This window comes from Spirosoma daeguense (assembly GCF_054776875.1).
On sequence record NZ_BAAHBF010000004.1, the window covers coordinates 18283 to 43067 of the forward strand.

The 24785-nt window shown below is 44.7% G+C and carries 22 protein-coding genes; 12 read left to right on the forward strand and 10 right to left on the reverse strand.

Features of this window, described 5'->3' with window-relative positions; translation table 11 throughout:
- Nucleotides 1-21: 21 nt before the first annotated feature.
- The gene (gene lpxB, locus ACYVD4_RS13070; protein WP_460946254.1) at nt 22-1155 is read right to left on the reverse strand and encodes a lipid-A-disaccharide synthase; all 1134 of its coding nucleotides are present in this window, start codon (nt 1153-1155) and stop codon (nt 22-24) included.
- A gap of 117 nt (nt 1156-1272) precedes the next feature.
- Complete coding sequence (locus tag ACYVD4_RS13075) at nt 1273-1689, reverse strand: 6-pyruvoyl trahydropterin synthase family protein (protein ID WP_460946256.1); 417 nt, start codon at nt 1687-1689, stop codon at nt 1273-1275.
- 269 nt (nt 1690-1958) lie between these two features.
- On the opposite strand from ACYVD4_RS13075, the gene rfaD reads away from it, so the two are divergent.
- Complete coding sequence (rfaD, locus tag ACYVD4_RS13080; protein WP_460946258.1) at nt 1959-2924, forward strand: ADP-glyceromanno-heptose 6-epimerase; 966 nt, start codon at nt 1959-1961, stop codon at nt 2922-2924.
- Nucleotides 2925-2993: 69 nt separating this feature from the next.
- On the opposite strand, the gene ACYVD4_RS13085 is transcribed toward rfaD, so the two are convergent.
- A complete protein-coding gene (locus tag ACYVD4_RS13085; RefSeq protein WP_460946260.1) occupies nt 2994-4517 on the reverse strand; it encodes a S8 family serine peptidase in 1524 nt (507 codons plus the stop codon).
- A gap of 140 nt (nt 4518-4657) precedes the next feature.
- Between ACYVD4_RS13085 and ACYVD4_RS13090 the strand changes: the two genes are divergently transcribed.
- A complete protein-coding gene (locus ACYVD4_RS13090) occupies nt 4658-5968 on the forward strand; it encodes an aminopeptidase P N-terminal domain-containing protein (RefSeq protein WP_460946262.1) in 1311 nt (436 codons plus the stop codon).
- A gap of 93 nt (nt 5969-6061) precedes the next feature.
- Here the strand turns inward: ACYVD4_RS13090 and ACYVD4_RS13095 are convergent, their stop codons facing one another.
- Nucleotides 6062-6715 carry a TetR/AcrR family transcriptional regulator gene (locus tag ACYVD4_RS13095; protein ID WP_460946264.1) on the reverse strand — a complete coding sequence of 218 codons (654 nt, stop codon included), beginning with the start codon at nt 6713-6715 and terminating at the stop codon, nt 6062-6064.
- Between the two features lie 274 nt (nt 6716-6989).
- Nucleotides 6990-7430, reverse strand: a complete 441-nt coding sequence (locus ACYVD4_RS13100; RefSeq protein WP_460946266.1) for a WapI family immunity protein — start codon at nt 7428-7430, stop codon at nt 6990-6992.
- Nucleotides 7431-7617: 187 nt separating this feature from the next.
- Here ACYVD4_RS13100 and ACYVD4_RS13105 point away from each other — a divergent pair, with 187 nt between their 5' ends.
- The 4 genes from ACYVD4_RS13105 (at nt 7618) to nspC (ending at nt 11774) form a co-directional block, all read left to right on the forward strand.
- Nucleotides 7618-8832, forward strand: a complete 1215-nt coding sequence (locus ACYVD4_RS13105) for a saccharopine dehydrogenase family protein (RefSeq protein ID WP_460946268.1) — start codon at nt 7618-7620, stop codon at nt 8830-8832.
- Nucleotides 8833-8901: 69 nt separating this feature from the next.
- A complete protein-coding gene (locus ACYVD4_RS13110) occupies nt 8902-9681 on the forward strand; it encodes a hypothetical protein (protein ID WP_460946270.1) in 780 nt (259 codons plus the stop codon).
- 64 nt (nt 9682-9745) lie between these two features.
- Complete coding sequence (locus tag ACYVD4_RS13115) at nt 9746-10570, forward strand: energy transducer TonB (RefSeq protein ID WP_460946272.1); 825 nt, start codon at nt 9746-9748, stop codon at nt 10568-10570.
- Between the two features lie 58 nt (nt 10571-10628).
- Nucleotides 10629-11774, forward strand: a complete 1146-nt coding sequence (nspC, locus tag ACYVD4_RS13120; protein ID WP_460946274.1) for a carboxynorspermidine decarboxylase — start codon at nt 10629-10631, stop codon at nt 11772-11774.
- Nucleotides 11775-11909: 135 nt separating this feature from the next.
- On the opposite strand, the gene ACYVD4_RS13125 is transcribed toward nspC, so the two are convergent.
- Together ACYVD4_RS13125 and ACYVD4_RS13130 are read right to left on the reverse strand one after the other, a co-directional pair.
- Complete coding sequence (locus ACYVD4_RS13125; RefSeq protein WP_460946276.1) at nt 11910-12899, reverse strand: UDP-glucuronic acid decarboxylase family protein; 990 nt, start codon at nt 12897-12899, stop codon at nt 11910-11912.
- Between the two features lie 83 nt (nt 12900-12982).
- Nucleotides 12983-14317 carry a UDP-glucose dehydrogenase family protein gene (locus ACYVD4_RS13130; RefSeq protein WP_460946278.1) on the reverse strand — a complete coding sequence of 445 codons (1335 nt, stop codon included), beginning with the start codon at nt 14315-14317 and terminating at the stop codon, nt 12983-12985.
- Nucleotides 14318-14691: 374 nt separating this feature from the next.
- Here ACYVD4_RS13130 and ACYVD4_RS13135 point away from each other — a divergent pair, with 374 nt between their 5' ends.
- Nucleotides 14692-15831: an acyl-CoA dehydrogenase gene (locus ACYVD4_RS13135; protein ID WP_460946280.1), complete on the forward strand. Its 1140-nt coding sequence runs from the start codon at nt 14692-14694 to the stop codon at nt 15829-15831.
- 130 nt (nt 15832-15961) lie between these two features.
- On the opposite strand, the gene ACYVD4_RS13140 is transcribed toward ACYVD4_RS13135, so the two are convergent.
- Together ACYVD4_RS13140 and pgeF are read right to left on the reverse strand one after the other, a co-directional pair.
- Complete coding sequence (locus ACYVD4_RS13140; RefSeq protein WP_460946282.1) at nt 15962-16204, reverse strand: GlsB/YeaQ/YmgE family stress response membrane protein; 243 nt, start codon at nt 16202-16204, stop codon at nt 15962-15964.
- A gap of 68 nt (nt 16205-16272) precedes the next feature.
- The gene (gene pgeF, locus ACYVD4_RS13145; protein ID WP_460946284.1) at nt 16273-17037 is read right to left on the reverse strand and encodes a peptidoglycan editing factor PgeF; all 765 of its coding nucleotides are present in this window, start codon (nt 17035-17037) and stop codon (nt 16273-16275) included.
- A 373-nt stretch (nt 17038-17410) separates the two neighbouring features.
- On the opposite strand from pgeF, the gene ACYVD4_RS13150 reads away from it, so the two are divergent.
- From ACYVD4_RS13150 to ACYVD4_RS13160, 3 genes are all read left to right on the forward strand, one after another.
- Nucleotides 17411-17812: a hypothetical protein gene (locus ACYVD4_RS13150; RefSeq protein WP_460946286.1), complete on the forward strand. Its 402-nt coding sequence runs from the start codon at nt 17411-17413 to the stop codon at nt 17810-17812.
- A gap of 392 nt (nt 17813-18204) precedes the next feature.
- A complete protein-coding gene (gene glgB, locus ACYVD4_RS13155; RefSeq protein WP_460946288.1) occupies nt 18205-20238 on the forward strand; it encodes a 1,4-alpha-glucan branching protein GlgB in 2034 nt (677 codons plus the stop codon).
- Nucleotides 20239-20344: 106 nt separating this feature from the next.
- Complete coding sequence (locus ACYVD4_RS13160; RefSeq protein WP_460946290.1) at nt 20345-21118, forward strand: hypothetical protein; 774 nt, start codon at nt 20345-20347, stop codon at nt 21116-21118.
- Between the two features lie 79 nt (nt 21119-21197).
- Here the strand turns inward: ACYVD4_RS13160 and ACYVD4_RS13165 are convergent, their stop codons facing one another.
- Nucleotides 21198-22160 (reverse strand): alpha-E domain-containing protein, encoded by a 963-nt coding sequence (locus ACYVD4_RS13165; protein ID WP_460946292.1) that lies wholly within the window; start codon nt 22158-22160, stop codon nt 21198-21200.
- Between the two features lie 308 nt (nt 22161-22468).
- On the opposite strand from ACYVD4_RS13165, the gene ACYVD4_RS13170 reads away from it, so the two are divergent.
- Nucleotides 22469-23266, forward strand: a complete 798-nt coding sequence (locus tag ACYVD4_RS13170) for an NIPSNAP family protein (protein WP_460946294.1) — start codon at nt 22469-22471, stop codon at nt 23264-23266.
- Between the two features lie 119 nt (nt 23267-23385).
- A complete protein-coding gene (locus tag ACYVD4_RS13175) occupies nt 23386-24780 on the forward strand; it encodes a Gfo/Idh/MocA family protein (RefSeq protein ID WP_460946296.1) in 1395 nt (464 codons plus the stop codon).
- Nucleotides 24781-24785: the final 5 nt, after the last annotated feature.

Sequence of the window (24785 nt, forward strand, 5' to 3'; positions counted from 1 at the left end):
ACTACGTAGCAGTCAGCCTAATTAGTGTCGATCAGCAACCAATACATTACGTAGCGTTTCAACCATTTTTTTACCAGCTCGTTCCGATGCACCCGGTTCGCCAATTTTCGCCTGTACATCTTCGTAACCTGCTAACATGCTGTCCCGATGCGCGTTTCCCGGTAAAATGGCCCGTAATTCCTGAACAATATTGTCGGGCGTAAGCTCATTCTGGATTAACTCCTTCACGACTTCCCGACCAGCAATCAGGTTTACGAGCGAAATAAACGGTACCGCAATCAGGCGTTTGGCAATAGCATACGAAATCGTGGTGGTTTTATAACAAACTACCTGCGGTACGTTCAGCAAAGCGGTTTCGAGCGTAGCAGTGCCCGACGTAACAAGGGCGGCCGTAGCCAAATGCAGTACGTCGTAAGCGGCATCCTCCGCCCGCACTACGTTGGGATAATCAGCCAGAAAGCCGTCATATAACATAGCAGACAGATTGCTCACCGTTCCCAATACAAATTGATAATCGGGAAACTGGCAAGTTGCACTCAGCATCGTGGGCAGAATAGACGTAATTTCCTGTCGGCGGCTTCCGGGAAGCAACGCAATTACAGGTCGTTTATCCAGCTTCAGTTTTTGAGCAAACGTAGCATCAGGCCGGAAGTCAGCAAGGGCATCGAGCAATGGATTACCAACGTATTCAACCGCGTAATCGTATTTAGCAAAAAACTCGGTTTCGAACGGTAAAATGGTAAATAACTTATCGACCGACGCTTTAATACCCAACGCCCGACGTTGGTTCCAGGCCCAGACTTTTGGTGAAATGTAATAAAACACCTGAATGCCGTGTTTTTTCGCAAAACGAGCCATCCGCAAGTTAAAACCGGCATAATCGATAAGAATCAATACGTCGGGGCGGTTGGCCAGCAAATCGGCCTGGCATTCGCGAAGAATTCGACGTATCGTTCCCAGATTTTTTACGACCTCCAGAAAACCCATGAACGCCATTTCACGATAATGCCTCACCAACGTAGCACCAGCGGCTTCCATTTGCTCACCACCATACGCGCGAAACGTTGCCGATGCATCGTGCTGGCGGATAGCCCGAACCAGATTTGCTCCGTGAAGATCACCAGAACGTTCGCCAGCAATGAGATAATAAGTCATTCAATAAGATATATGAAGTAGGATGTAGAATATATGTATGATGCAGGATATATAATGTAGTTTCAGCTTTTACAGAATACATCATACATTCTATAGCATATATCTTACATCCCAATCTTATTCGCCATAATAATCGACAAAGTTTTTTGGGGTTTCGTAGAGACGAAGCTGGTGCAGATGCGCATCGGTAATGGGCTCTAAAGCACGTTCGAGAATCTTCCAGATCTGCATAATAAAGATTTCGCAGCTCGCCATTTTTCCCTGCATAAAATCAACATCGAGATTCAGGTTTTTGTGATCTACTTTTTCAATCACTTCCCGCCGGATAATGTCGCCCAATACTTTCAAATCAATCACAAAACCCGTATCGGGGTCGGGTTCGCCTTTTACCGTCACAATCAGTTCAAAGTTATGTCCATGCCAGTTTGCGTTGGCGCATGGGCCAAAAACTTCTTTGTTACGCTCTTCTGACCAGGCTGGATTATAGAGCCGGTGAGCTGCGTTAAAATGCTCAATTCTGTTAATATAGACCATTTCTCTGGTTTAGATGGGGCGGTTGCCAGAAACGCCACGTTGTAAATGAAACCACAAAGGTACGAACACTTCTGGCGTGATAAAACAACCGAAACCAGTAAAAACGACGACTTAGTCTAAAATGTACATATTAGAATAATGCAAATTAATCCTAAAATACGCTATTCATTTCTACCCTATAAAAGGCGTATCTTTACAGCCAATTTTACTTCATCCGACCTGACACCAAACTAAGTTATCACCACGAACACGTTTACGACCAGTACTTTATGATAATCGTTACGGGAGCCGCCGGTTTTATTGGAAGCTGTTTAATTAGTAAGCTTAATCAGGAAAATTTCAATTTCATCATTGCCGTTGATGATTTTTCTTATCCTGAAAAAGAAGCCAATCTGGCCGGAAAACGCATTCAGGAACGTGTTGATCGGGAAGATTTTTTTGACTGGCTCGACCAGAATTATCAGGAAGTAGAGTTTATTTTTCATATCGGAGCCCGCACCGATACGACTGAGTTTGATCGTCAGATTTTTGAGCATCTTAACGTTGAATACTCCAAACAAATCTGGCATCGCTGTATCGAATATCAGATTCCGCTAGTATACGCGTCGTCGGCTGCTACGTATGGATTAGGAGAATTTGGCTACGATGACAACGAATCCATCATTCCTCAACTGAAACCGCTGAACCCTTACGGCGACTCAAAAAATGAGTTCGATATCTGGGCGCTGGAACAGGATCGCAAGCCATTTTTCTGGGCAGGTTTGAAGTTTTTCAATGTGTATGGCCCCAATGAGTACCACAAAGGTCGTATGGCTTCGGTGATATTCCATGCCTACAATCAGATAAAGCAATCGGGCCAGATGAAGTTATTCCGCTCGCACAATCCTGATTATACAGATGGCGGCCAAATGCGGGACTTCGTTTATGTAAAGGACGTAATAGAGGTTTGTTCCTTTTTAATGCACCACCGGCGAAATTCCGGTATCTACAATCTGGGCAGCGGCAAAGCCCGCACCTTCCTTGATCTAGCCACCAATACGTTCCACGCGCAGGGTCTAGATCCTCAGATCTCATTCATCGATACGCCCATCGACATACGCGACAAATACCAATATTTTACGCAGGCTAACATGGCAAAACTCCGGTCTATTGGATATGATCGGCCGTTCAGTACGCTGGAAGAAGGTGTTACCGACTACGTAACAAACTACCTAACCAAAGGAGCCTATCTGTAGTATATTACCATTTGTTGGCACAAAATAAACTATAGCAAAGAAGACTGTAAGCTCCTTTGCTACGGGAAATTATTCCCAGATAACTTCGATTACTTCTTTTTTGAGGTCGACCGTTGTCTGTTTTTCTTCCGACGAACGACGTAGCGACAATTTGCCATCACTTACTTTAGCCGACTCCTGTTGCAATACGTGCGTTGCATTCTTTTTATGGAAAACTGATACGACCGATTCATTGCCTTCAATCGGCAGTATGAAGGTTTTTCCAGTCGCTTTCACAGTTCGGGACGTAGCAGTTAACGGCTGATTACGTAGCAACGATAAAGCACGCGATGCTTGTGGTACGCCATACCCAACGTAGTTGTTTCCGTAAGGATATAGATGCGAAGATTTTTCAATAATCTCGATCACTTCTTTATTGGTCAGCTTCGGATTGGCTTGCATAATGCAGGCAGCATAGCCTGTAATGACAGGTGCCGAAAGCGACGTACCGTACAAAGAAAAACACGCTACGTTCGGTTTCAAATAAGGCAGACTCTCAGGGCCGATACTACTATAACCGATTCGATTCCAGAGCCGGGCATTTGTTGCGCCAATGGCCAATACACCCTGCGCATCGGCTGGCGTACTAATAATCCGCCAGGAACGATCATCGCCCTCATTACCAGCCGAAACCACAATCAGAATCCCCTTTTTGTCAGCCGCAATCTGGGCCGCCCGACTAATCAGGCTCGTATGACCATCCATTTGCTGAGGCTCGTAATTTTCTTTCGGATTACTCATTCCTTTGGCATATCCCAACGATGTATTAATCAGACGAACGCCAAGACTGTCCATCCATTCCATAGCAGCCACCCAATTATCTTCTTCGCCCCGGTATTCGCGATTTCCCTGATCAGTACGTGCCAGATAGAACGTAGCGTCGGTAGCCAGACCAAATTGAATATTTTCGGTTGGATCGCTACCGGCAATGGCCGCCAGTACTTCAGTACCATGAAAATCGGAATTGGTTTCGAGGGTTCGGAACAGGTTGTGCTGCGTTTTTTTCACATTAACATAGTCGCGAACCTGCTTTACACCATTACGTTCGAAAACATGTTTGAGTGCATTGGCCGAATCGGCTCCAAAAAAGCCAGCATCAATAACACCAATCGTAACAAATCGGCCTGTCAGACCAGCCTGAGCAAAGTTAGGGGCCTGAATCTGTGTCATTACAGGAGCAAGTTGGCGAGGTCCCGGCAAATCGATAGACGTAATAACAATGGCAGGATCGATTGCGCGAATATCCTGCACAAAAGGCATTGCCTTCACGCGGGCATACTGCTCATTAGTTAACCGCGCCGAGGCTGCATTGAGCCATCTTGACTGACAAACAACCTGAATACCCGCTTGATTTAATTGACGTAGATATGCTGCTGAAAGCGGATTATCCGTTTCATCAACCGAAATATGGCGAAGCTGACGTTGTTGCAATGCTTGTGGCGATAAAGCAGGAGCAGATGATGCATCTTTATCGCGAAGGAGAATCCAGTATTTCGGCTGAGCCTGCCCAATAAAGCCTAGCAGGCATAGGAAAATCGTTAATCGTAGCGTCATAGTTAGTTTAGGTCGGCAATTCCGATTTAGCTTTATGCCGAATCGATACTTGCTAAAACAAGAAAACTAGCAAAAACTCTTATCGCTTTTGCTAATATTTGCAAAATTAATCAGAATCACGAGTCTTCTTCATCTCCGGTATGCGTTACTTACCAATTGACAACCAGCTTTTTGTTCAGAATCGCCAGCGATTGACCGCTCTGTTGAAACCAAAGTCGTTAGTGGTCGTTAATGCCAACGATATTATGCCCACCAATGCCGATGGTACCATGACGTTTCGGCAGAACAATGATTTGTTTTACTTGACAGGCGTTGATCAGGAAGAAACACGGCTGGTTTTATTTCCTGAACACCCGGACCCTAAATTTCGCGAAGTGCTTTTTCTGCGTGAAACCAGCGAGCTGATAGAAATATGGGAAGGTCATAAACTAACCAAAGCCGAAGCTGAACAGGTAACTGGTATACCTCAAAAGCAAATCTATTGGACACACCAGTTCGAGCAGATTTTCATCCAGATGGTTTTTGAGGCTGAACACGTCTATCTGAATACCAACGAGCATACCCGCGCGGGCGTAGAAGTACAGAGTCAGGATGCCCGCTACATTGATGCTTTTCGCCAAAAATATCCGCTTCATCATCTGGAGCGGTTGGCTCCGTTAATGCATCAGCTACGTGCCATCAAACAACCGCAGGAGATTCCGCTCATTCAGACAGCTATCGACATTACCGATAAGATGTTCAGACGACTGCTTGGCTTTGTAAAACCGGGCGTCTGGGAATACGAGATCGAAGCGGAAATGATGCACGAATTTCTGCGAAATCGATCAAGAGGGGCCGCCTATACACCTATTATTGCCTCAGGAGCCAACGCTTGTGTATTGCACTACATTGAAAACAGCCAGCAATGTAAGGATGGCGACGTAATCCTTCTCGACATTGGAGCAGAATATGCAAATTACAATGCAGACATGACCCGATCGATACCGGTTAACGGTCGTTTTACAACGCGTCAACGAGCGGTTTATGATGCGGTGCTACGTGTCATGAATGAAGCAAAACAGATGCTACGTCCCGGTAATCTGTGGGACGAATATCATCGTGAAGTAGGCAAAATTATGGAATCGGAATTGATTGGCCTTGGCCTTATTGATCGCGATGACGTAGCGAAGCAAGATGCAGACGCTCCGCTTTATAAAAAATATTTCATGCATGGTACGTCCCATTTTCTAGGACTCGATGTACATGACGTTGGTAATAAGTATCGGAGAATGGAAGCAGGAATGGTATTTACCGTTGAGCCGGGCATTTATATTCGTGAAGAATCGCTCGGTATTCGTCTGGAAAATAACGTACTGTTGACAGAATCTGGAAATATAGACCTGATGGCTACTATTCCAGTTGAAGCAGAAGAGATTGAAACATTGATGAACCAACAGGTTCGGCCAGAGTAGAGGTTACCCGACAATGCTTATATATTTTTAGAATCTGTTGATCAAAGCGTTCAGAAACAAACGTATCAACAGATTCTAAAATGTAATTGGGTCTTAAACGGTTGTTTCTTCTTTTTTCGATTTTTCCCGTTCGAGGGCAATATTAAGGCTCGAATAAATCCGACGAATAGCAGTTTCAAGGCGTTCCCAACCTTCTTCAGATTTCAGATTGATATCGCCAATATGGTCGCGTTGCGCGCTTGTCAGTACAATATGCGTAACGGCAGCTACCATCAGGCTGGTAATTGCAATAGGGTCGAAATCAGAATAAGGGGCCAGTTTAGACACCAGACTTTTGTATGAGTTGTCACGGAATTCGGCAAGGCGACGGGCTAGTTCAGTTTCGCCGTGAGCCATTTCCCAACGTATCAATTCCTGCGAAGATTTACGGGAGCGAAACTCCCGCATAAACTGAATGGTGTATTCAGACCATACTTTACTACGGTTTTCGGCAGGCAAATTAGCAGGTACGGTATCCAGAAATTTGTCGTTAAACATCGACAAAAAGAAGCCACGTTGTACGTAAGCTTCCAGCAGACCGTTCCAGCCACCAAAATAACGGTAAATGAGTACTTTATTTACGTCGGCCCGCTCAGCAACTGCATTGATACCAGCTTTTTCAGTACCACGTTCAGCCATTACGTCACCCATTGCTCGTAGAATGCGCTCCATTGTCATCTGGCGGTTTCTACGCTTAATTACTTTCATAAGAATGTAGGTTTGGTTAAAAAAGAGGAATACTATCGGTATGAGATTTGGTATACCACCATATCAACAAATTATTTCGATATAGCAACAAATATGGCTATTAGAGCAATTTAATCAAAAGACTTTGTTCAAAATAGCGATATAAATGCTAAGTAATTGTCGACAATACGGACATAGTTTCTGGTATAAGTCTACAAGTCAATACAAGCTTTTAAAAACAAGCCTTTAACATATAGACTTACAAATTTGATGTAGTCACATCTAAATTACCAAATTACCGCTCAGGATACGTAGCTAATTGGCCCGATAAGTCCTGAATTGCATTCTGCAACTGGTTTCGATCTAACAAAATTGTCATTTCAACCGGGCAATCCGGATAAAGATGCCAGTCGGGTTTAAGCGAATTACCAAGTTGAATCTGTACCTGATAATTGTCATCAGTCAGCGCTTTAGCTTCTACGCTTAGCCCAGGCTCAGAAAATGTAAATGAAATTCGACGGGAAGCCCGATTCCAGAGAGAACGAAATCCGGCGAGCAATCGCTTTACCTCCCAGGTTTGTAAAGGAACCGATTGCGTATCTGATTTTTGCTGCCACAATGTAGAAAAGCGACACTGTAACCGGTTGCGGTCTCGCCAGGAAGTTGCCGCTTTTCCATAACCCAAAATAGCTAATTCGAAGGAATCACTGGAAGTTGAAGAAGATATGAATTTCATAACGAGCGTATTACGTAATATTTTGTCTATCTAACAAATATACTAATAGTTTGTTTACATTTACGAAGCCTGTTACTATTTTTTCATAACAGTAAGTTTACCAAGGTAAGCCAAACAATAGGCGTATTGACTTAGCTACTTTCTTTATCTTTACGGCCATAAAACGCAAACCATTACTTATAAATAGATGGCGAATGTGCTCATTATTGGAGCGGGTGGCGTTGGCAGTGTTGTAGCGCACAAATGCGCAATGAACAGCGATGTGTTCACAACAATCATGCTGGCTAGCCGTACCAAAGCAAAATGCGACCGTATTGCAACTGAGATTCAGGAAATGCACGGCGTAACAATCCAAACGGCGCAGGTCGATGCCGACGTAGTGGCCGAAACGGTGGCTCTCATTCAATCGTTTAAGCCCGAACTGGTTATCAACGTAGCGCTTCCGTATCAGGACTTACCAATTATGGACGCTTGTCTGGAAGCAGGTGTTCATTACATGGATACGGCAAATTACGAACCGAAAGACGTAGCAAAATTTGAATATAGCTGGCAGTGGGCTTACAAAGAACGGTTCGAAAAAGCCGGGCTTATGGCCTTGTTAGGTTGCGGTTTCGACCCTGGTGCGACGCAGGTATTTACCGCCTACGCCAACAAACATTACTTCGACCGGATGGATTATCTGGATATTGTTGACTGTAATGCTGGTAATCACGGAAAGGCATTTGCGACCAACTTCAACCCAGAAATCAACATTCGGGAAATCACCCAACCCGGCCGTTATTGGGAAAATGGCGAATGGGTCGAAATTCCGGCGATGAGCATTCATAAGCCTATCGAATACCCAGGCATCGGCCCACGTGAATCCTACGTACTGTATCACGAAGAACTGGAGTCGCTGGTGAAAAACTTCCCAACGCTCAAACGGGCACGTTTCTGGATGACGTTCGGCCAGGCTTATCTGACTCACCTCGAAGTGCTTCAGAACGTAGGCATGACACGTATCGACTCGGTTAAATTTCAGGGAATGGACATCATCCCGCTTGAATTCCTGAAAGCAGTACTTCCGGCTCCCGATTCGCTAGGCGAAAATTATACGGGCCAAACCAGCATTGGTTGCCAGATTAAAGGGGTTAAAGATGGCGAAGAACGGACGTATTTCATCTGGAACAACTGCGACCATGCCGAAACGTATCGAGAAGTACGCGGACAGGCTGTAAGTTATACAACGGGTGTGCCAGCTATGATTGGTGCCATGCTGCTGCTCAAGGGTATCTGGCTAAAACCCGGTGTCTGGAACTGCGAAGAACTGGACCCAGATCCGTTTATCGAACAAATGAATAAACAAGGCTTACCAGTGCAGGAGCGAATAAACATACCACTCCCCCACGAATACCCAGCCTGATAGCAAAATAAAAATCCCGCTGCATTACGTAGCGGGATTTTTCGTTACTTCAAAAAAAACGTTGCGCACATGAAGACGTCTATAAAACTACCGTTGTTGTTCACGCTTGTAATATCGCTAAATGCTCTTGGGCAAAACTCTGATTCAAGACCCCAATCAACGCAACCTTCGAGCACAACCACACAACGTACGAGCGAAGAATCGCTCCCCTCAACGAATCAGATTATTGGTTCGGGCGTTTATACCATGGTGAACACAATTGATCAGCGGTATGAAGGGTTGCGCGGCACACCTTATTTTCTGCCAGAGTGGAACACTGGTCAGATTGAAGTGGTGTCGGGGCAGCATTACCGGAACGTACCAATAAAGTACAATGCATATAAGCAGCAGCTTCTATTATTACGCAAACAGGTAAACAACGATTCAATTATTGTTAATGCCAATCAGGTAAAATCGTTTCAACTTACGGATAACTTCGGACAGCTTTACGTTTTCAGACGATATCCTGATGCCAAAACGAGTGAAACACTGGCGAAGGAAGGCTATTTTCTGGTGCTGTATCAGGGCAAATCGTCGTTGCTGAAGCGCGTTTCAAAAGCATTTAAACAGGCTGATTATAAGAGCCCGTACTCCAATGATATTCGCTATGACGAATTTCAGAATACACTCTCCTACTACGTTCTCAAACCCGATCAAAGCCTGATCAAAATCAAGCTTTCCGATAAAGCTCTAATCGACGCCATTGGTGATCATAAAGACGAATTGAAGGAGTTTATCAAAAAAACGTCTCTCAGCCCGAAAACCGAAGAAGGAGCTGTTTCATTACTAAAATACCACGATACGTTATAGCCACCTTCCTGTGGAATTGCGTGCGAACAGGCATCTGTGTGATATACACTAAATCACAAAAGCCATGTTCCCGAACAATACGTCCTCGCTTTCTTACGACGAAATTATTTTTAAGGCGCGCAACCGTGCCTATGGTGCTTTTGCGTTACGTCAACAATATCGATCAACACTCAGCCGAGCGTTGGCTTTAGGAATCGGCACCTTTTTACTGGCTCTACTTATACCAACTCTTCATGCGCGTTTCTTCGCTTCTAACCAGCAAATCGCTTCTGAAGTCATGATCGAAGCTGATATTATGAAGCTCGATCAGCCTATTGAACCACCTGTTACGTTGCCCCCCGTTGAGCAACTGCCCGCAGTGAATACCGTACGTAATTTGCCGCTGGTCGTTTTGCCCGAAGCAGACGTAGTAGACGAAACTTTACCGCCAACCACCGACCAACTGGAAAACGCTACGTCGGGCACCGAAACTACCGAAGGAACTGGCGAAGTGGAAGCAATTACTGCCCCGGAAGCCTCAGCTCCTACCGTTCAGGAAAAAGCGGTTGAAATCGAAAGTAAGCCCGATGCACCTTTCATAACGGCTGAGCAACAACCCGAATTTCCGGGCGGAATGGACGCACTACGTTCCTTTTTGGGTAAAAATCTAAAATATCCTCGTTCGGCAGTATCAGCCGGAATCGCTGGCCGGGTTTATATCAGTTTTGTTGTCAATACTGACGGTAGTCTGACCGACGTGCGGGTATTGAAAGGAATTGGTTTTGGCTGCGATGAAGAAGCCCTTCGGGTTATTCAGAAAATGCCCAACTGGCGACCCGGCAAACAATCAGGGCGAGCGGTTCGGGTTAAATACAGTTTACCGATTGCGTTTACGCTGGATCAGGAATGAAACATCAGCAAATTGTTACGTTTAAACGTAAAGGCTATTAGTTTCATACCTTTGCGGCATGAATATGACCTTGCAACAAAATCTCGGCGCTATTCCATCGCCCTGTTTCGTGCTGGAAGAAGCTAAACTACGGCGCAACCTCCGGTTAATCGATTCGGTTCAACAAGCCGCCGGTGTCACCATCATTCTGGCCCTGAAAGGCTTCTCGATGTACAGTGCATTTCCCATTGTTCGCGAATATTTGCGTGGCGCAACGGCCAGTTCACTCAACGAAATCAAACTGGTAAATGATTACATGGGCGTGAAAGCACATACGTACTTACCGGCTTACCGCGACGACGAGTTCGATGAAATTGTGGAACGTAGCAGCCATTTGACCTTTAATTCGTGGAATCAGTGGGAGCGATTTAAAGACCGGGCTGTTAGCAAAGTTTCCTGTGGTATTCGGGTTAATCCGCAGTATTCTGAGGTCGCAACCGATATGTACAACCCCTGCGTTCCGGGTTCACGTCTGGGTGCCACGCGCGACAAGCTTCCTGATACGTTGCCAGAAGGACTGGAAGGTATTCATTTTCATACGCTCTGTGAAAACGACTCATTCACGCTCGAACGAACCCTGTCTGCGCTTGAAACCCGATTCGCCAGTCTGCTTCATCAGGCAAAATGGGTGAACTTTGGCGGAGGCCATCTCATGACCCGTGAAGGTTATGATACCGACCACCTGATTCAGCTTTTAACTACGTTCCGGGAGAAATATAACGTTGATGTGATACTGGAACCGGGTTCAGCTATTGCCTGGCAAACGGGCGTACTGGTGTCGTCGGTGTTGGATGTGCTCGACAGCCAGGGAATTCAGGTTGCGATTCTCGATACATCGTTTGCGGCACATATGCCCGATACGTTAGAAATGCCGTATAAGCCCCGTATTCTGGGTTCGTACCACGAGCCTGTAGCCGACAAACCAACGTATCGACTAGGTGGTATGACCTGTCTGGCTGGCGACTTTATGGGTGATTATTCGTTTGATAAGCCGCTGAAGGTGGGTGATAAAATCGTGTTCGACGATATGATTCATTACACAATGGTAAAAACCACTACGTTCAACGGTGTCAATCTGCCAGCAATTGGTATCTGGCAAGAAAACGAAAGCTTCCGTCTGGTGCGAGCCTATGATTATGAGAGCTTTAAAGATAGGCTTAGTTAGCGAAAAGTAACTGCTGAAGACAAAAAAACCTGCGCGCTAAGTGGCTCGCAGGTTTTTGTTAGACAGCTAAAGGTGTACTGCAATAAAGCAGTTACTGAAGTAAAATTATAATTATTTTTTTATAAAGACAATAAATCACTTCGTGTCATTTTTGCCAAACTCACGGTGGTAAGCAGCCCGGTGTAATTCTTCTGGTGGCAGACTTTTGAAATATTCATACGTAATCCGTAAGCCTTCTTCTCTGGACACTTTCGGCTCCCAGCCCAAAATGGCTTTGGCTTTCGTAATATCTGGCTGGCGTTGTTTCGGATCGTCTTTAGGCAGTTCTTTAAACACCAGTTTCTGATTCGTACCGGTCAGTTTTATAATTTCTTCGCCAAATTCTTTAATCGTAATCTCCGACGGATTTCCAATATTGACCGGTTGTGCGTGATCGCTAAGAAGCAGGCGATAAATTCCTTCGACCAGATCATCAACGTAGCAGAATGAGCGGGTCTGGCTACCATCACCAAAAACCGTCAGATCTTCACCACGTAGCGCCTGACCAATAAACGCTGGCAATACCCGACCGTCGTTCAGGCGCATCCGGGGACCATACGTGTTAAAAATCCGAACAATACGTGTTTCAAGGCCGTGATACGTATGATAAGCCATGGTCATAGCTTCCTGAAAACGCTTGGCTTCGTCATACACGCCACGGGGTCCCACAGGGTTAACGTTACCCCAATATTCTTCAGGCTGCGGGTGAACAGTTGGATCGCCGTACACTTCCGATGTCGAAGCAATCAGCACACGAGCCCCTTTCACACGAGCCAATCCCAGGCAATTGTGAATACCTAACGAACCCACTTTCAGTGTTTGAATCGGGATTTTCAGATAATCGATCGGGCTGGCAGGCGAAGCAAAATGGAGAATATAATCCAGTTGGCCGGGTACGTGTATAAACTTGGAAACGTCGTGGTGATAAAACTCGAAATTGGGCAGGTGGAACAGATGTTCAATATTACGGATATCGCCCGTAATCAGATTATCCATGGCGATAACATGGTATCCTTCTTTGATAAATCTATCGCTAAGATGCGATCCCAGAAAGCCGGCTCCACCGGTTATTAAAACTCGTTTCATCGGACGGAATAGATACGAAATAGTGTACAATAAACCTCAGCTACTGATGATTCATTGTACACCATTCATTCTTCGTTATATATTTATTTAACTGTTTGTTCAACGGGTGCCAGAACGGGTTCCCGGCCGATGCTGTAATACGTATAGTTCACTTCGCGCATCTGATCGAGTTCGTAAACGTTCCGACCGTCAAAGATAAGCTTATTCTTCAGCAACAGGTTCATTTTCTCGAAATCTGGTGTGCGGAACAGTGGCCATTCGGTAACAATAACTAGTGCATCGGCATCGTCCAGCGCAGCATATTGAGTATGTGCATATGTCACCGCATTACCAATCTGCTCCCGAACCTTTTCCATCGCTTCAGGATCATAAACCGTCACTTTAGCTCCCGCATCAAGCAACGCCTTGATATTGTCAAGTGCTGGTGCTTCCCGAATATCATCGGTATATGGTTTAAAAGCTAACCCCCATACGGCAATGGTTTTACCTTGTAAATTACCGCCAAAATGATCCAGAATGAGAGGCAACAATTTGGTCTTTTGCTTAGCATTCACGTCCATTACCGATTTCAATACTTTAAAATCGTAATTGAAATCCTTGGCAGTTTTGGCAAGAGCCTGCACATCTTTAGGGAAACAGCTTCCTCCATAACCGATTCCGGCAAAAAGGAAACGCTTCCCAATCCGGCTATCTGTACCAATGCCCCGACGAATATCATCGACGTTGGCGCCAGCCCGTTCGCACAGGTTAGCGATTTCATTCATGAACGTAATTTTCGTGGCAAGAAACGCATTGGCGGCATATTTCGTCATTTCAGCCGAACGTTCATCCATGAAAATAATTGGATTACCCTGACGTACTAAAGGCGCATACAGTTTATTCATGACACTTTTAGCCCGCTCCGATTTTGTTCCAATTACCACACGGTCGGGTTTCATGAAGTCTTCAACGGCTACACCTTCGCGCAGAAACTCCGGGTTCGATACTACGTCGAAATCAACCGTGGCATTATCAGCAATGTGCGCATGTACTTTTTCAGCCGTTCCAACAGGAACCGTACTCTTATCGACAATAACGGCGTACTGGCTCAGGATAGGCCCCAGATCGCTGGCTACTTTCAATATATACTTCAAATCAGCCGAGCCGTCTTCGCCCGGAGGAGTTGGCAAAGCCAGAAAAATTACCTCAGCACCACGAATACCTTCTTCGAGGCTTGTTGTAAATGACAACCGACCTTCTTCTACGTTCCGATGAAACAATGTCTCAAGGCCAGGTTCATAAATAGGAACTACTCCGTTATTTAGTTTCTCAACTTTCCGCTCATCAATATCAACGCACGTAACCTGGTTACCTGTTTCAGCAAAACAAGTGCCTGTCACAAGACCAACGTATCCGGTTCCAACAACGGCTAATTTCATATGTGATGTTAACTATTTTTCAGGTGATGAATTATGTAGACTGGTTACTACGTCTACTGTCACAAAAATAGGAGTTTTTCAATAGGCGAGCATAGAGTCTGTCAATTACTGATTGATCGGCTACCCACTCCCTTTAAACAATATATGTCATACAGACGTATATATTAATTAGCGGTCACAATACCGTTTTTAAATAATTGTAAATCAAGAGTGTTTAATGTTGCCTATCTGCGCATTTAATCAGGCATTTATTCACCTAATTACAATTGAGCGTATTGATAAATCAGACCCTAAAACAGAGTTGTTATTCGTTTATAATTTTCCGATATTATTCATAAATCATTCGCGAAAAAGACAGCCAACTTTATCACTTTATGACAAACGAAATTGTAGAAAATCAAGAATTAATAGCCCATTCGGTACGCGACTTAAGTGAACGTCTTATCCGTCCATACTGCCGCCAATGGGACGAAACACAGCATTTTCCCCATGATTTATTCCGCCAGCTGGGCGAGCAGGGATTAATGGGTATGTTAGTGCCTGTAGAGTATAACGGTGCAGGTCTGGGATATGCCGAATACGTAACAGCGATTGTAGAGCTTTCGCGTGTTGATGGCGCTGTTGGCCTGTCGATGGCAGCCCATAATTCCTTGTGTACAAACCACATACTACTTTTTGGTAACGAACATCAGAAACAAACGTATTTACCACGTTTGGCTACTGGCGAGTGGCTTGGAGCTTGGGGATTAACGGAACCCAATACAGGTTCGGACGCGGGTAATATGCGCACAACGGCTGTTCGGGACGGCAATGATTGGGTATTGAACGGGGCAAAGAATTTTATTACACATGGCAAAAGCAGTGATGTTGCCGTTGTGATTGCCCGTACTGGCGAGCCTAATACACCACACAATGCTACCGCGTTTATAGTTGAACGTAGCACTCCAGGATTTTCGGGAGGACGTAAAGAAGATAAACTCGGTATGCGTGCATCAGAAACGGCGGAAATGTTGTTTCAGGATTGTCGTATTCCTGATAGTCAGCGATTAGGCGAGGTAGGTGATGGATTTATTCAATCTCTGAAAGTGCTCGATGGCGGCCGAATTTCGATTGCTGCCCTAAGTCTTGGCATTGCTTATGGTGCTTACGATGCAGCTCTGGCGTATGCCAAAGAACGTGAGCAGTTTGGCAAACCGATTGCTACGTTCCAGGGTATCAGCTTCAAACTAGCCGATATGGCTACGGATATTGAAGCGGCTCGGTTATTAACGTATCAGGCGGCAGACTATAAAGACTTGGGAAAACCTGTTACCAAACAGGCGGCTATGGCTAAATTATTTGCCTCAGAAACGGCGGTTCGGGTAGCTAATGAAGCGGTGCAGATTTTCGGTGGTTACGGCTATACGAAAGATTTTCCGGTCGAAAAATTTTATCGCGACGCCAAACTTTGTACAATCGGTGAGGGAACCAGCGAAATCCAGAAACTAGTGATTTCGAGGCAGATATTGAAATAAAACCAACCGCACTAGCGGTTCGACAGGCTGGCTTAAAACAAATTTTGCCCGTTTAACTTTCATCGAAAGTTAAACGGGCAAAATTTGTTTTAAGCCTTATTCCCTTAAATCCCGATTCAGAATATTAAGATTATGCAGCTCTGCTACGTCCCTTTATGAGCGCAGCAATACCAAGAATAATAACAGCCCCTACAAAAGCCGTCAGAATTTGATCGATTACACCACCATCACGGCCGAAAATCCAGCCGCCTACAAAACCACCAGCGATACCCAGTAGAATTTCGGCGAAAAGTGAGAATGAAAACCGTTTAAATACTAAGTCAGCCAGCCAACCGGCTACGGCACCTACCAGAATTGATACTAAGATTCCCATGATTATTTTTCGTTGAGTTAACAATTTTTAAAAACAGATATATAACGACCTGCCAACTATTTTGTTTATTATTTAAGGCCAATTACAGTCAGCATACGTCCAGTCTGGCCATTTTCGACACGGTACGAAAAATAGTCCTGATTATGAAGAACAGTTGAGAATGGTGATAGGCTAATCTGTGATTCAGGAATCCCGAATTGCATCAATAGAAACGCATTGGCTCTTTTCAGATCAATACAGCTCTTACCAGTTTGCTCATCGTCCCGCCTGAACGTAGCGTCAAACTGTTCAGCCACTTCTGAGCCTACTTCAAAAGAACACTCATCGATACAGGTGCCCACATAAGCGTAACAATCTTTAGCCTTTGTTTCGAATTGTTCTTGCATAAATAGCAAGGTTTTCGATACGATACGTCCAGCCGTTCCACGCCAGCCGGCATGAATAGCCGCAACAGCCTGATTAGCGCGGTCATAAATCAGAATGGGTGTACAATCAGCAACGGTTACGCCTAGAAGTAGATTCGGGCGATTCGTAATTAGTGCATCATATCCTTCATATCGACCTGATTCTGTAGCATATAGAATTTCCGTACCGTGTATCTGATACGAAGATGCAAAGTTATTCGTGCCAGCACCAATAGCCGCAAAAAAACGCCGACGGTTCTCATTCACGTTATCAGGCTCATCATCAGTATTGATGCCCAGATTAAGCGAATTGAATGGAGCCCCACTAACTCCTCCATGACGGGTGCTCTCAGCAGCAATCAAATTCGGGAATTGCGTAAATAAAGCAGGGGTTGTATATAAAGTAGTAGGTGTTGATTCAGCAGTCATAAGTCAATTTCACTATGTAGATATCAGCGTCAGAGCTGTATTCTGTATTGATGCGTTCATCAATGCTTTTGAGGTCTAATTTAAACTATTTTACATCGGAGTATTTCAGCTTTTTCATTTTGCCAGTGCTTTGTCTGTCATCCTTAGCCGCTTAAAATGCCTCATATTGATTATCTCACTAGTGTAAACATACGCTTATTCTAGTGTTTGATAGCTTAAAACTTATCATATCCATCCTCTTCAAACCGTTCATCATTTCTATAAACCGCTCCAGTAGTTTGCATTACATAGTACCATCCAACGCCTATATCTTTGTTTCACCAATCGGGATAAACCCGACCTGCTTAGACGAACAACCAAACAACATACTACTATGAAATCGCTTATTAAAACCCTCGCTCTTGCTCTGACTTTAGGCTTTGTTACATCTGCTGCTACGTTCGCTGAAAGCGACCCCGGTAAACGTTCAGATAAAGCCGTTACGTTTAAGACCGGTATATACACAACCACCGCTGGTAAATTGTCAATTGCTCTTGATAAAGAAAAAGGTGGTTATGTCGACATTATGCTGAAAAACGCTGATGGTAAGATACTTTATAGTGAACGTATGAATAAAAACGAACAAATTTTCCGTAGCCGTCTGGATTTGAAGGAATTGCCCGATGGTGTTTATCAATTAGAGATTACAAACGGTGTCGATACTACTAATCAGACCATTACACTTTCTACCCAGAAACCCGAACGAACTATTGAAGCCGTAGCGATAAAAAACTAATCCGACCAATCACTTCTCTTAGCCAGATCGACTTCGTTGATCTGGCTTTTTTTATGTAATAAATACCACATTCTATTTATACTCACGTAGTGCTGGATATAGCGAAAGGCGCGGTTTGTACGTATATTTTATTTTATATCGAAGAATTTTTTATCTTAAAATAAGTGCATTATTGCGCTCGTATTCCAACTGAGCTATAGCAACGTAGTAATAGCTACGTTTATATAGAAAACTATTATATGTCAGAATCAATGCTCTTAAATGATTCTGAGCCGGTATACTACCAGTTGAAGATCAGGAATCAAAAAATCATCTTTACGCATAGGCAAGGAATTTTTCTAACTTTCCGGCCCCGAGAAAGTTCATCAATAGAACGCTATCCGTTCAAACTTATGGCAAAACGCAAAACTACAACAACACCAACTCCTATATCTCCAGCCGAAACAGAGCAATCAGTGGCTGCTACGCCCACAAAACCTGATGAGGCACTATCACCGTCTGTTTCTGAAGAATCACCCGTTGAGGAAAATCCCTATACCCGTTTTACTGACTTCGATGTGCACCTATTTCGGTCGGGGCAACATTACCGTCTCTACGAAAAATTCGGCGCACACACGGTTGAATATAATGGTGTGGTCGGTACTTATTTTGCTGTATGGGCACCTTCTACCCGCTACGTAGCTGTAATCGGTAACTTCAATGGCTGGGATCGGGGCGCTCACTCAATGAGCGTTCGCTGGGATTCGTCGGGTATTTGGGAAGTGTTTATTCCAAATATCGGTCGGGGTGAAGTATATAAATATTTCATTGTTCACGAAGGTGGACGCGAACTTGAAAAAGGCGATCCTTACGCTCATTTCTGGGAAGTTCCCCCCAAAACAGCATCGGTGGTCTGGGATACGTATTACGAATGGCAGGATCAGGATTGGATGGCCAATCGACATACGAAAAACGCCTTGAATGCCCCCGTTTCAGTATATGAAGTTCACCTATCGTCGTGGCGACGCGACCCTGGCAATCCAGAACGTGAACTGAGTTACGGTGAAATTGCTGATGCACTGGTTCCATACGTAGCGGATATGGGCTTTACGCATGTAGAGTTTATGCCTGTGATGCAGTATCCGTATGCGCCTTCGTGGGGGTATCAGATTACGGGATATTATGCGCCAAGCAGCCGATTCGGTACTCCGCAGGATTTTATGCAGCTTGTCGAACGCTTGCATCAGGCAGGTATCGGCGTTATTCTCGACTGGGTTCCCTCCCACTTTCCGGGCGACGCACACGGTTTGTTTGAGTTCGACGGGTCAAATCTGTACGAACACCCCGATATGCGGAAGGGTTACCATCCCGATTGGAAAAGCTATGTGTTCAACTATTCTCGTCCTGAAGTTCGCTCGTTTTTGCTAAGTAATGCGTTATTCTGGCTAGATCGTTGCCATGCCGACGGATTGCGGGTCGATGCTGTAGCATCAATGCTATATCTCGATTATTCACGGAACGCCGGCGAATGGGAGCCTAATATGTTTGGCGGTCGCGAAAATCTGGACGCCATATCTCTTTTCAAGGAACTGAACGAAATCATTTACAGAGAATTCCCTGATACGCAAACCATTGCTGAAGAGTCTACCGCATTTCCGGGTGTATCGCGGCCAGTCTATACGGGTGGTTTAGGTTTTGGCCAAAAATGGATGATGGGCTGGATGAATGATACGTTACGTTATTTCGAGCGTGATCCTGCATTCCGGAAATATCACCAGGATGAATTGACATTTAGCACCATCTATGCCTTTACCGAAAACTTCATGCTGCCCCTCTCACACGATGAGGTAGTGTATGGTAAGCATTCGCTGGTTTCGAAAATGCCGGGCGATGAATGGCAGCGTTTCGCGAATCTTCGCTTGTTGTTTTCCTATATGTTTACCCACTCTGGCACCAAATTGCTATTTATGGGCGGTGAATTTGGGCAAACATCCGAGTGGAAATTCGATGCCAGTCTCGATTGGCACCTGCTAGAATTTGGTCCTCATAAAGGAATGGCCGCCTGCGTGAGAGCACTGAACACACTTTATAAAACCGAACCGGCTTTGTACGAACGTAACTTCTCGGCCGATGGTTTTGAGTGGATTGATACAACCGACCGGGAAAACAGCATCGTTACGTACATCCGTAAAGGCAATGAACCCAACGATACGTTGTTGATTGTTCTGAATATGACGCCACTTCCACGACATAACTATCGTATTGGTATTCCGGCAACCGGTTCTTATGCAGAAGTCTTTAATAGCGATGCTACTGAATTTCACGGAAGCGGTTTCATTAATGCTCAATCAATCCAGAGTGAGGAAGAGTTCTGGCATGGACGCCCGCAATCGCTTCAGATAAACGTACCACCTCTTGGTGCTGTGGTGCTGAAGTTAGCGAAATAACGTAGTAACGGAAGAGAAATGGGCCGTAGGCTACCTTTTGGGCATCATTTCTCTTCCTTTGCTCCCTTTTTGTATCTTTGCGCGCTCGCAAGTCTGAATCGATTGCATGAAGAAAATCCTTGTTACGTTATTAACGCTCGTTTCTGTCAGTAGTTTCGCCCAATCGCCTGTAGCGGCTCGTTTAAGTAGTGGTTATGATGTTGGAATGGCGTATTCAGCTCAGCACTACAACCCCTCAATCGCCTATTATCAGCTTTTACATGTTGGCAACCGTAAATTGTTCGCCCTTGGCTGGAACTTTCGCGTTGGTGCCTTTTATGGGGATAATCTAAATTATTATACAGCACCCGCTCGTCTAACCCGCGAAAAAACAGGTTTTGCAGCTCTTGGTGCCCCTTTGGTTGAAAAGAATATCGATACCATTCGTTACGACTACGTCAGTATGACTTCGGTGAGCTTCGGTATTCGCGGACAAATCAATTTGGGAATTGTGCAATTAGGCGCTAGTGCCGATCTCCTTGGTTTGACCTTAGGCAAATCGCGTATTGGCCGATATAAATCATCGACTGGACAGTTTGCAATAAAAAGTGCTTCGGGAAATGATTCGACTACAACTTATTTTCAGGGTACTAATACGTTTCAAAAAACCTCACCCAGTACATTAAATGTACGATTACTGGGCGACAATGACATTGGAACCCTCGCCACTGAAGTGTATGCCCGCGTTTATATCAGCCAGCGAATTGCTGTTAAAGCAGGATATCAATGGCTAACGACCGAGACGAATGCCGTCAACCGCGACGTAGTAGCCGATAATAATCGTTTTCGTCATCGTGCTGGTATGGGCTATCTGGCTCTAACTTTCCCGTTATTTTATTAAAGAAACCTTAAAATATAAAAAGCGTGAATGGTCTATTACTGAACCATTCACGCTTTTTATATTTTAAGAACTTAACGATTTATACCTCAATCGGTTTTAAGTCGAAATAGGTTTCAAAGATAGCTTCGCCAACTTCGTTTGTCCTTGTCTGAAAATTATCCAGATACTGGTGTAAGCCTACTTTAAAAATGTCGGCGGTTTCGGAAAACTCGATGTCAGTACGTAGTTTAGACAACGTACGTTCGGCAGAATTCCCAAACCCGTTCGTGATATTGTTTCCTGAAATTTCGTAAAGTGATAATTCTGCCTGCCGGATACAATGCGAAACCGCCCTTGGAAACATCCGATTTAAAATCAAAAAGTCGACGATGCTGGAAGGAGTTAACGCCCGAAACTGCTGACGATGCATGTTATACGCACTCACCGAACGTAACACCGCCGACCAGATCATTAAATCGATGGTGGTGCCTACAGCACTCACATCGGGCAGCAGTGTAAAATATTTTACATCCAGAAACCGGGACGTTTTATCAGCTCGTTCCAAAAAGCGACCTAATCGACCAAAGTGCCAGGCTTCATTGCGGGTGATGGTAGCGTCAATAATTCCGTAAAATAATTGGGTACCTTTTCTAATCTCCATAAAAAACTCCTGTGTCTGGCTCTGACTCCAGTCTTCCGATGGCGACGTATCGCGTACCATCATATAAAACTGATTCAGGTGCTCCCACATTTGCTTCGAGATAACCTCCCGGATTGTACGCGCATTTTCGCGGGCATAACTCAAACAAGACACAATTGAGTTAGGGTTACGCTTGTCGAATGTCATAAATTGAATCACATTCTCACGGGTTGGCTGTTTATACAGCTTATTAAAGCGCTGGTTATCAGCTGTAGCTGTCAGTAGAGGTTCCCATTGTTGATTTACATTGGGTGGCAAATCGAGAGCCAGATTAAAATTTACACTCATAAAACGGGCATAATTATCGGCCCGTTCAATGTAACGATGCATCCAGTAAACAGAATTGGCTACACGACTCAGCATATCGTATAAAGTTAAAAAAACGATGGGTGACCAACAAAAATAGGGAATGAAGACATTTTTACAATAAAAAAGATTTAATAAGTAGCTTTTAACAAAATAATCACTTGAAAACCTATCAACAATTTATTAAATCTTTTTTGTTAAAAGTAAACATAATCAGTTGGTAACGAAGCTTCCATTGGTCTTTCTGATTCTGTGGTACTGCTACAGGTTATATATAAATTAACGACAAAGAAAGTTTGGCGTAGGTTAGAAAAATGTCCAGTTTCTCTTATATCACGAATAGTATTAATCACCTACGTAATCACATGTCAAGCAAGTTGTATACCCTGCTCACCTTCGGATTGTTATGTAGCGCTTTCGCTCTGGCCGCATCTGACCCGGCAAAAAAAACGTCATCCGGTTCATCAACAGAAAAGCCCGATTCAAAACTTTACGAAGTACGTATTTACTACCCAACACCCGGCAATTATGCCGCTATTGTCGACCGGTTTCGAAAGTATACGACCAAGATCTTCGAAAAGCACGGTATGGAAAATATTGGCTACTGGACGCCTACCGATACATCACATAAAGAATTGATTTACATTCTGGCCTATCCAAACCGGGAAGCACGTGACGCGTCGTGGAAAGCTTTTGGTAGCGATCCTGAGTGGAAAGCCGTAGTAGCAAAAACGGAAGCCAATGGTAAAATTGTTGATCACGTGGATCAGATTTTTATGACCGAATCAGAAATTTCTCCAAAAATCAGTTTGAAAAAGGAATCGCCCGAACGCACGTTTGAACTACGTACTTACACGCCTGCACCGGGTAAACTCCCCAATTTGCTCAATCGGTTCCGCGATCATACAATCAAGTTATTCAGCAAACATGGAATGACGCATATTGGCTATTGGGTTACGCAGGAGAAAGACCCATCGGCTCAGCCAAAGCTGGTGTATATTCTGGCGCACCCGAGCGAAGCCGATGGTAAAGCTCATTTCGATGCTTTCCGAAAAGACCCCGACTGGGTAACCGCTAAAGCCGCATCGGAGAAAGATGGCTCACTCACAACCAAAGTAGAATCGGTTTACATGAAGCCCACCGATTATTCGCCGATTAAATAGCTTTTTGTACGGCGGATTACTCACTCAAGTAAACGTAGTGTTGCCACTATCATAGTTTTCAAAGCTCCGGTAAACAACCGGTTTTATCAATCGGTTTCAGACGTAAACTCAACTACGTTATGAAACCGATTGATCATTTTATGGGGCTCTTGTCAAAAACATCCGCGCCCTTTACCGTATCGCGTCACGATTTTTTACAACTGGCGGGGCGTGGTTTAGCAACAGGTGCCATGGCAACGGCGCTTACGGCATGCGAGAAAAAACCAGCCACCGATAATACCACTCCTATCTCAAGTAGTTCATCCGGCGGCCCGGCTCCGAAACTGCCTACTACGTCTCCACCAGCCAACGTCCCTTCCGATGTTGACAAACCGATTGAACTGGAGCAAATCAAGGCCACAACCGAACAGCAGGAAGGACCAACCCCTACTCCACTACCTGATGACCAGCGCATAGGTTATGCATTGGTCGGACTTGGTCATCTGACGTTAAACCAGATATTGCCAGCTTTTGGTGCCTGCAAAAAATCGAAGGTTGTAGCACTAGTTAGCGGAAGCCCCGAAAAAATGCAGAAAGTAGCGGCTCAATACGGCATTAAACAGGAAAGTTGTTACAGCTACGATAACTACGATAAACTCCGTGATAATAAGGAGGTTCAGGCAATATATATTGTACTTCCCAATGGAATGCATGCGGAATATACCATTCGTGGTGCAAAAGCGGGTAAACATATTCTTTGTGAGAAGCCTATGGCAAATTCCGTGCTGGAATGTCAGACCATGATCGACGCCTGCAAACAGGCTAATAAGAAACTGATGGTTGCCTACCGGATTCAATACGAACCGCATCATCGGATAGTACGCGATATGATGCAGCAGGAGAAATTTGGTAAGGTAAAATCGATTATGGCTAACAACGGCCAGAACTCCGACAACCCACAACACTGGCGTTTTAAAAAGACGTTATCGGGTGGAGGATCGTTACCTGACGTAGGTATCTATTGCCTGAATACCATCCGCTATCTCCTCGGCGAAGAACCGACCGAAGTTATGGGCTATATTCATAATACCCCCGGCGATCAGCGTTTTCTGGAAGTTGAAGAGCAGGTGAACTGGCTTATGAAATTTCCGAGTGGTGTGCAGGCTTCCTGCGCAACCAGTTACGGTCATCACGACGATAAGAACTATAAGGTACTGGCCGATAAAGGCTGGATTAAAATGGACCCTGCTTTCCCATATACGGGTTTAGCGTTAGAAACCAGTCAGGCCGAAGGCAAGGAAAATCAGGTCATTCAGCACAAAATTGCCGAACAGGATCAGTTTGCGCTCGAAATGGATCATTTTTCCGAGTGTATTCTAAATGATAAAGTTCCGTATACGCCCGGCGAAGAAGGATTGCAGGATCAGAAAATAATCGAGGCAATTTATCAGTCGGCACGCAACAACAGGCCGGTAAAACTCGAAGCCGTTACTAAAAAAGACGCGTTTCGAGGCCCTGAGCATCCCAAAGCATAATTCCT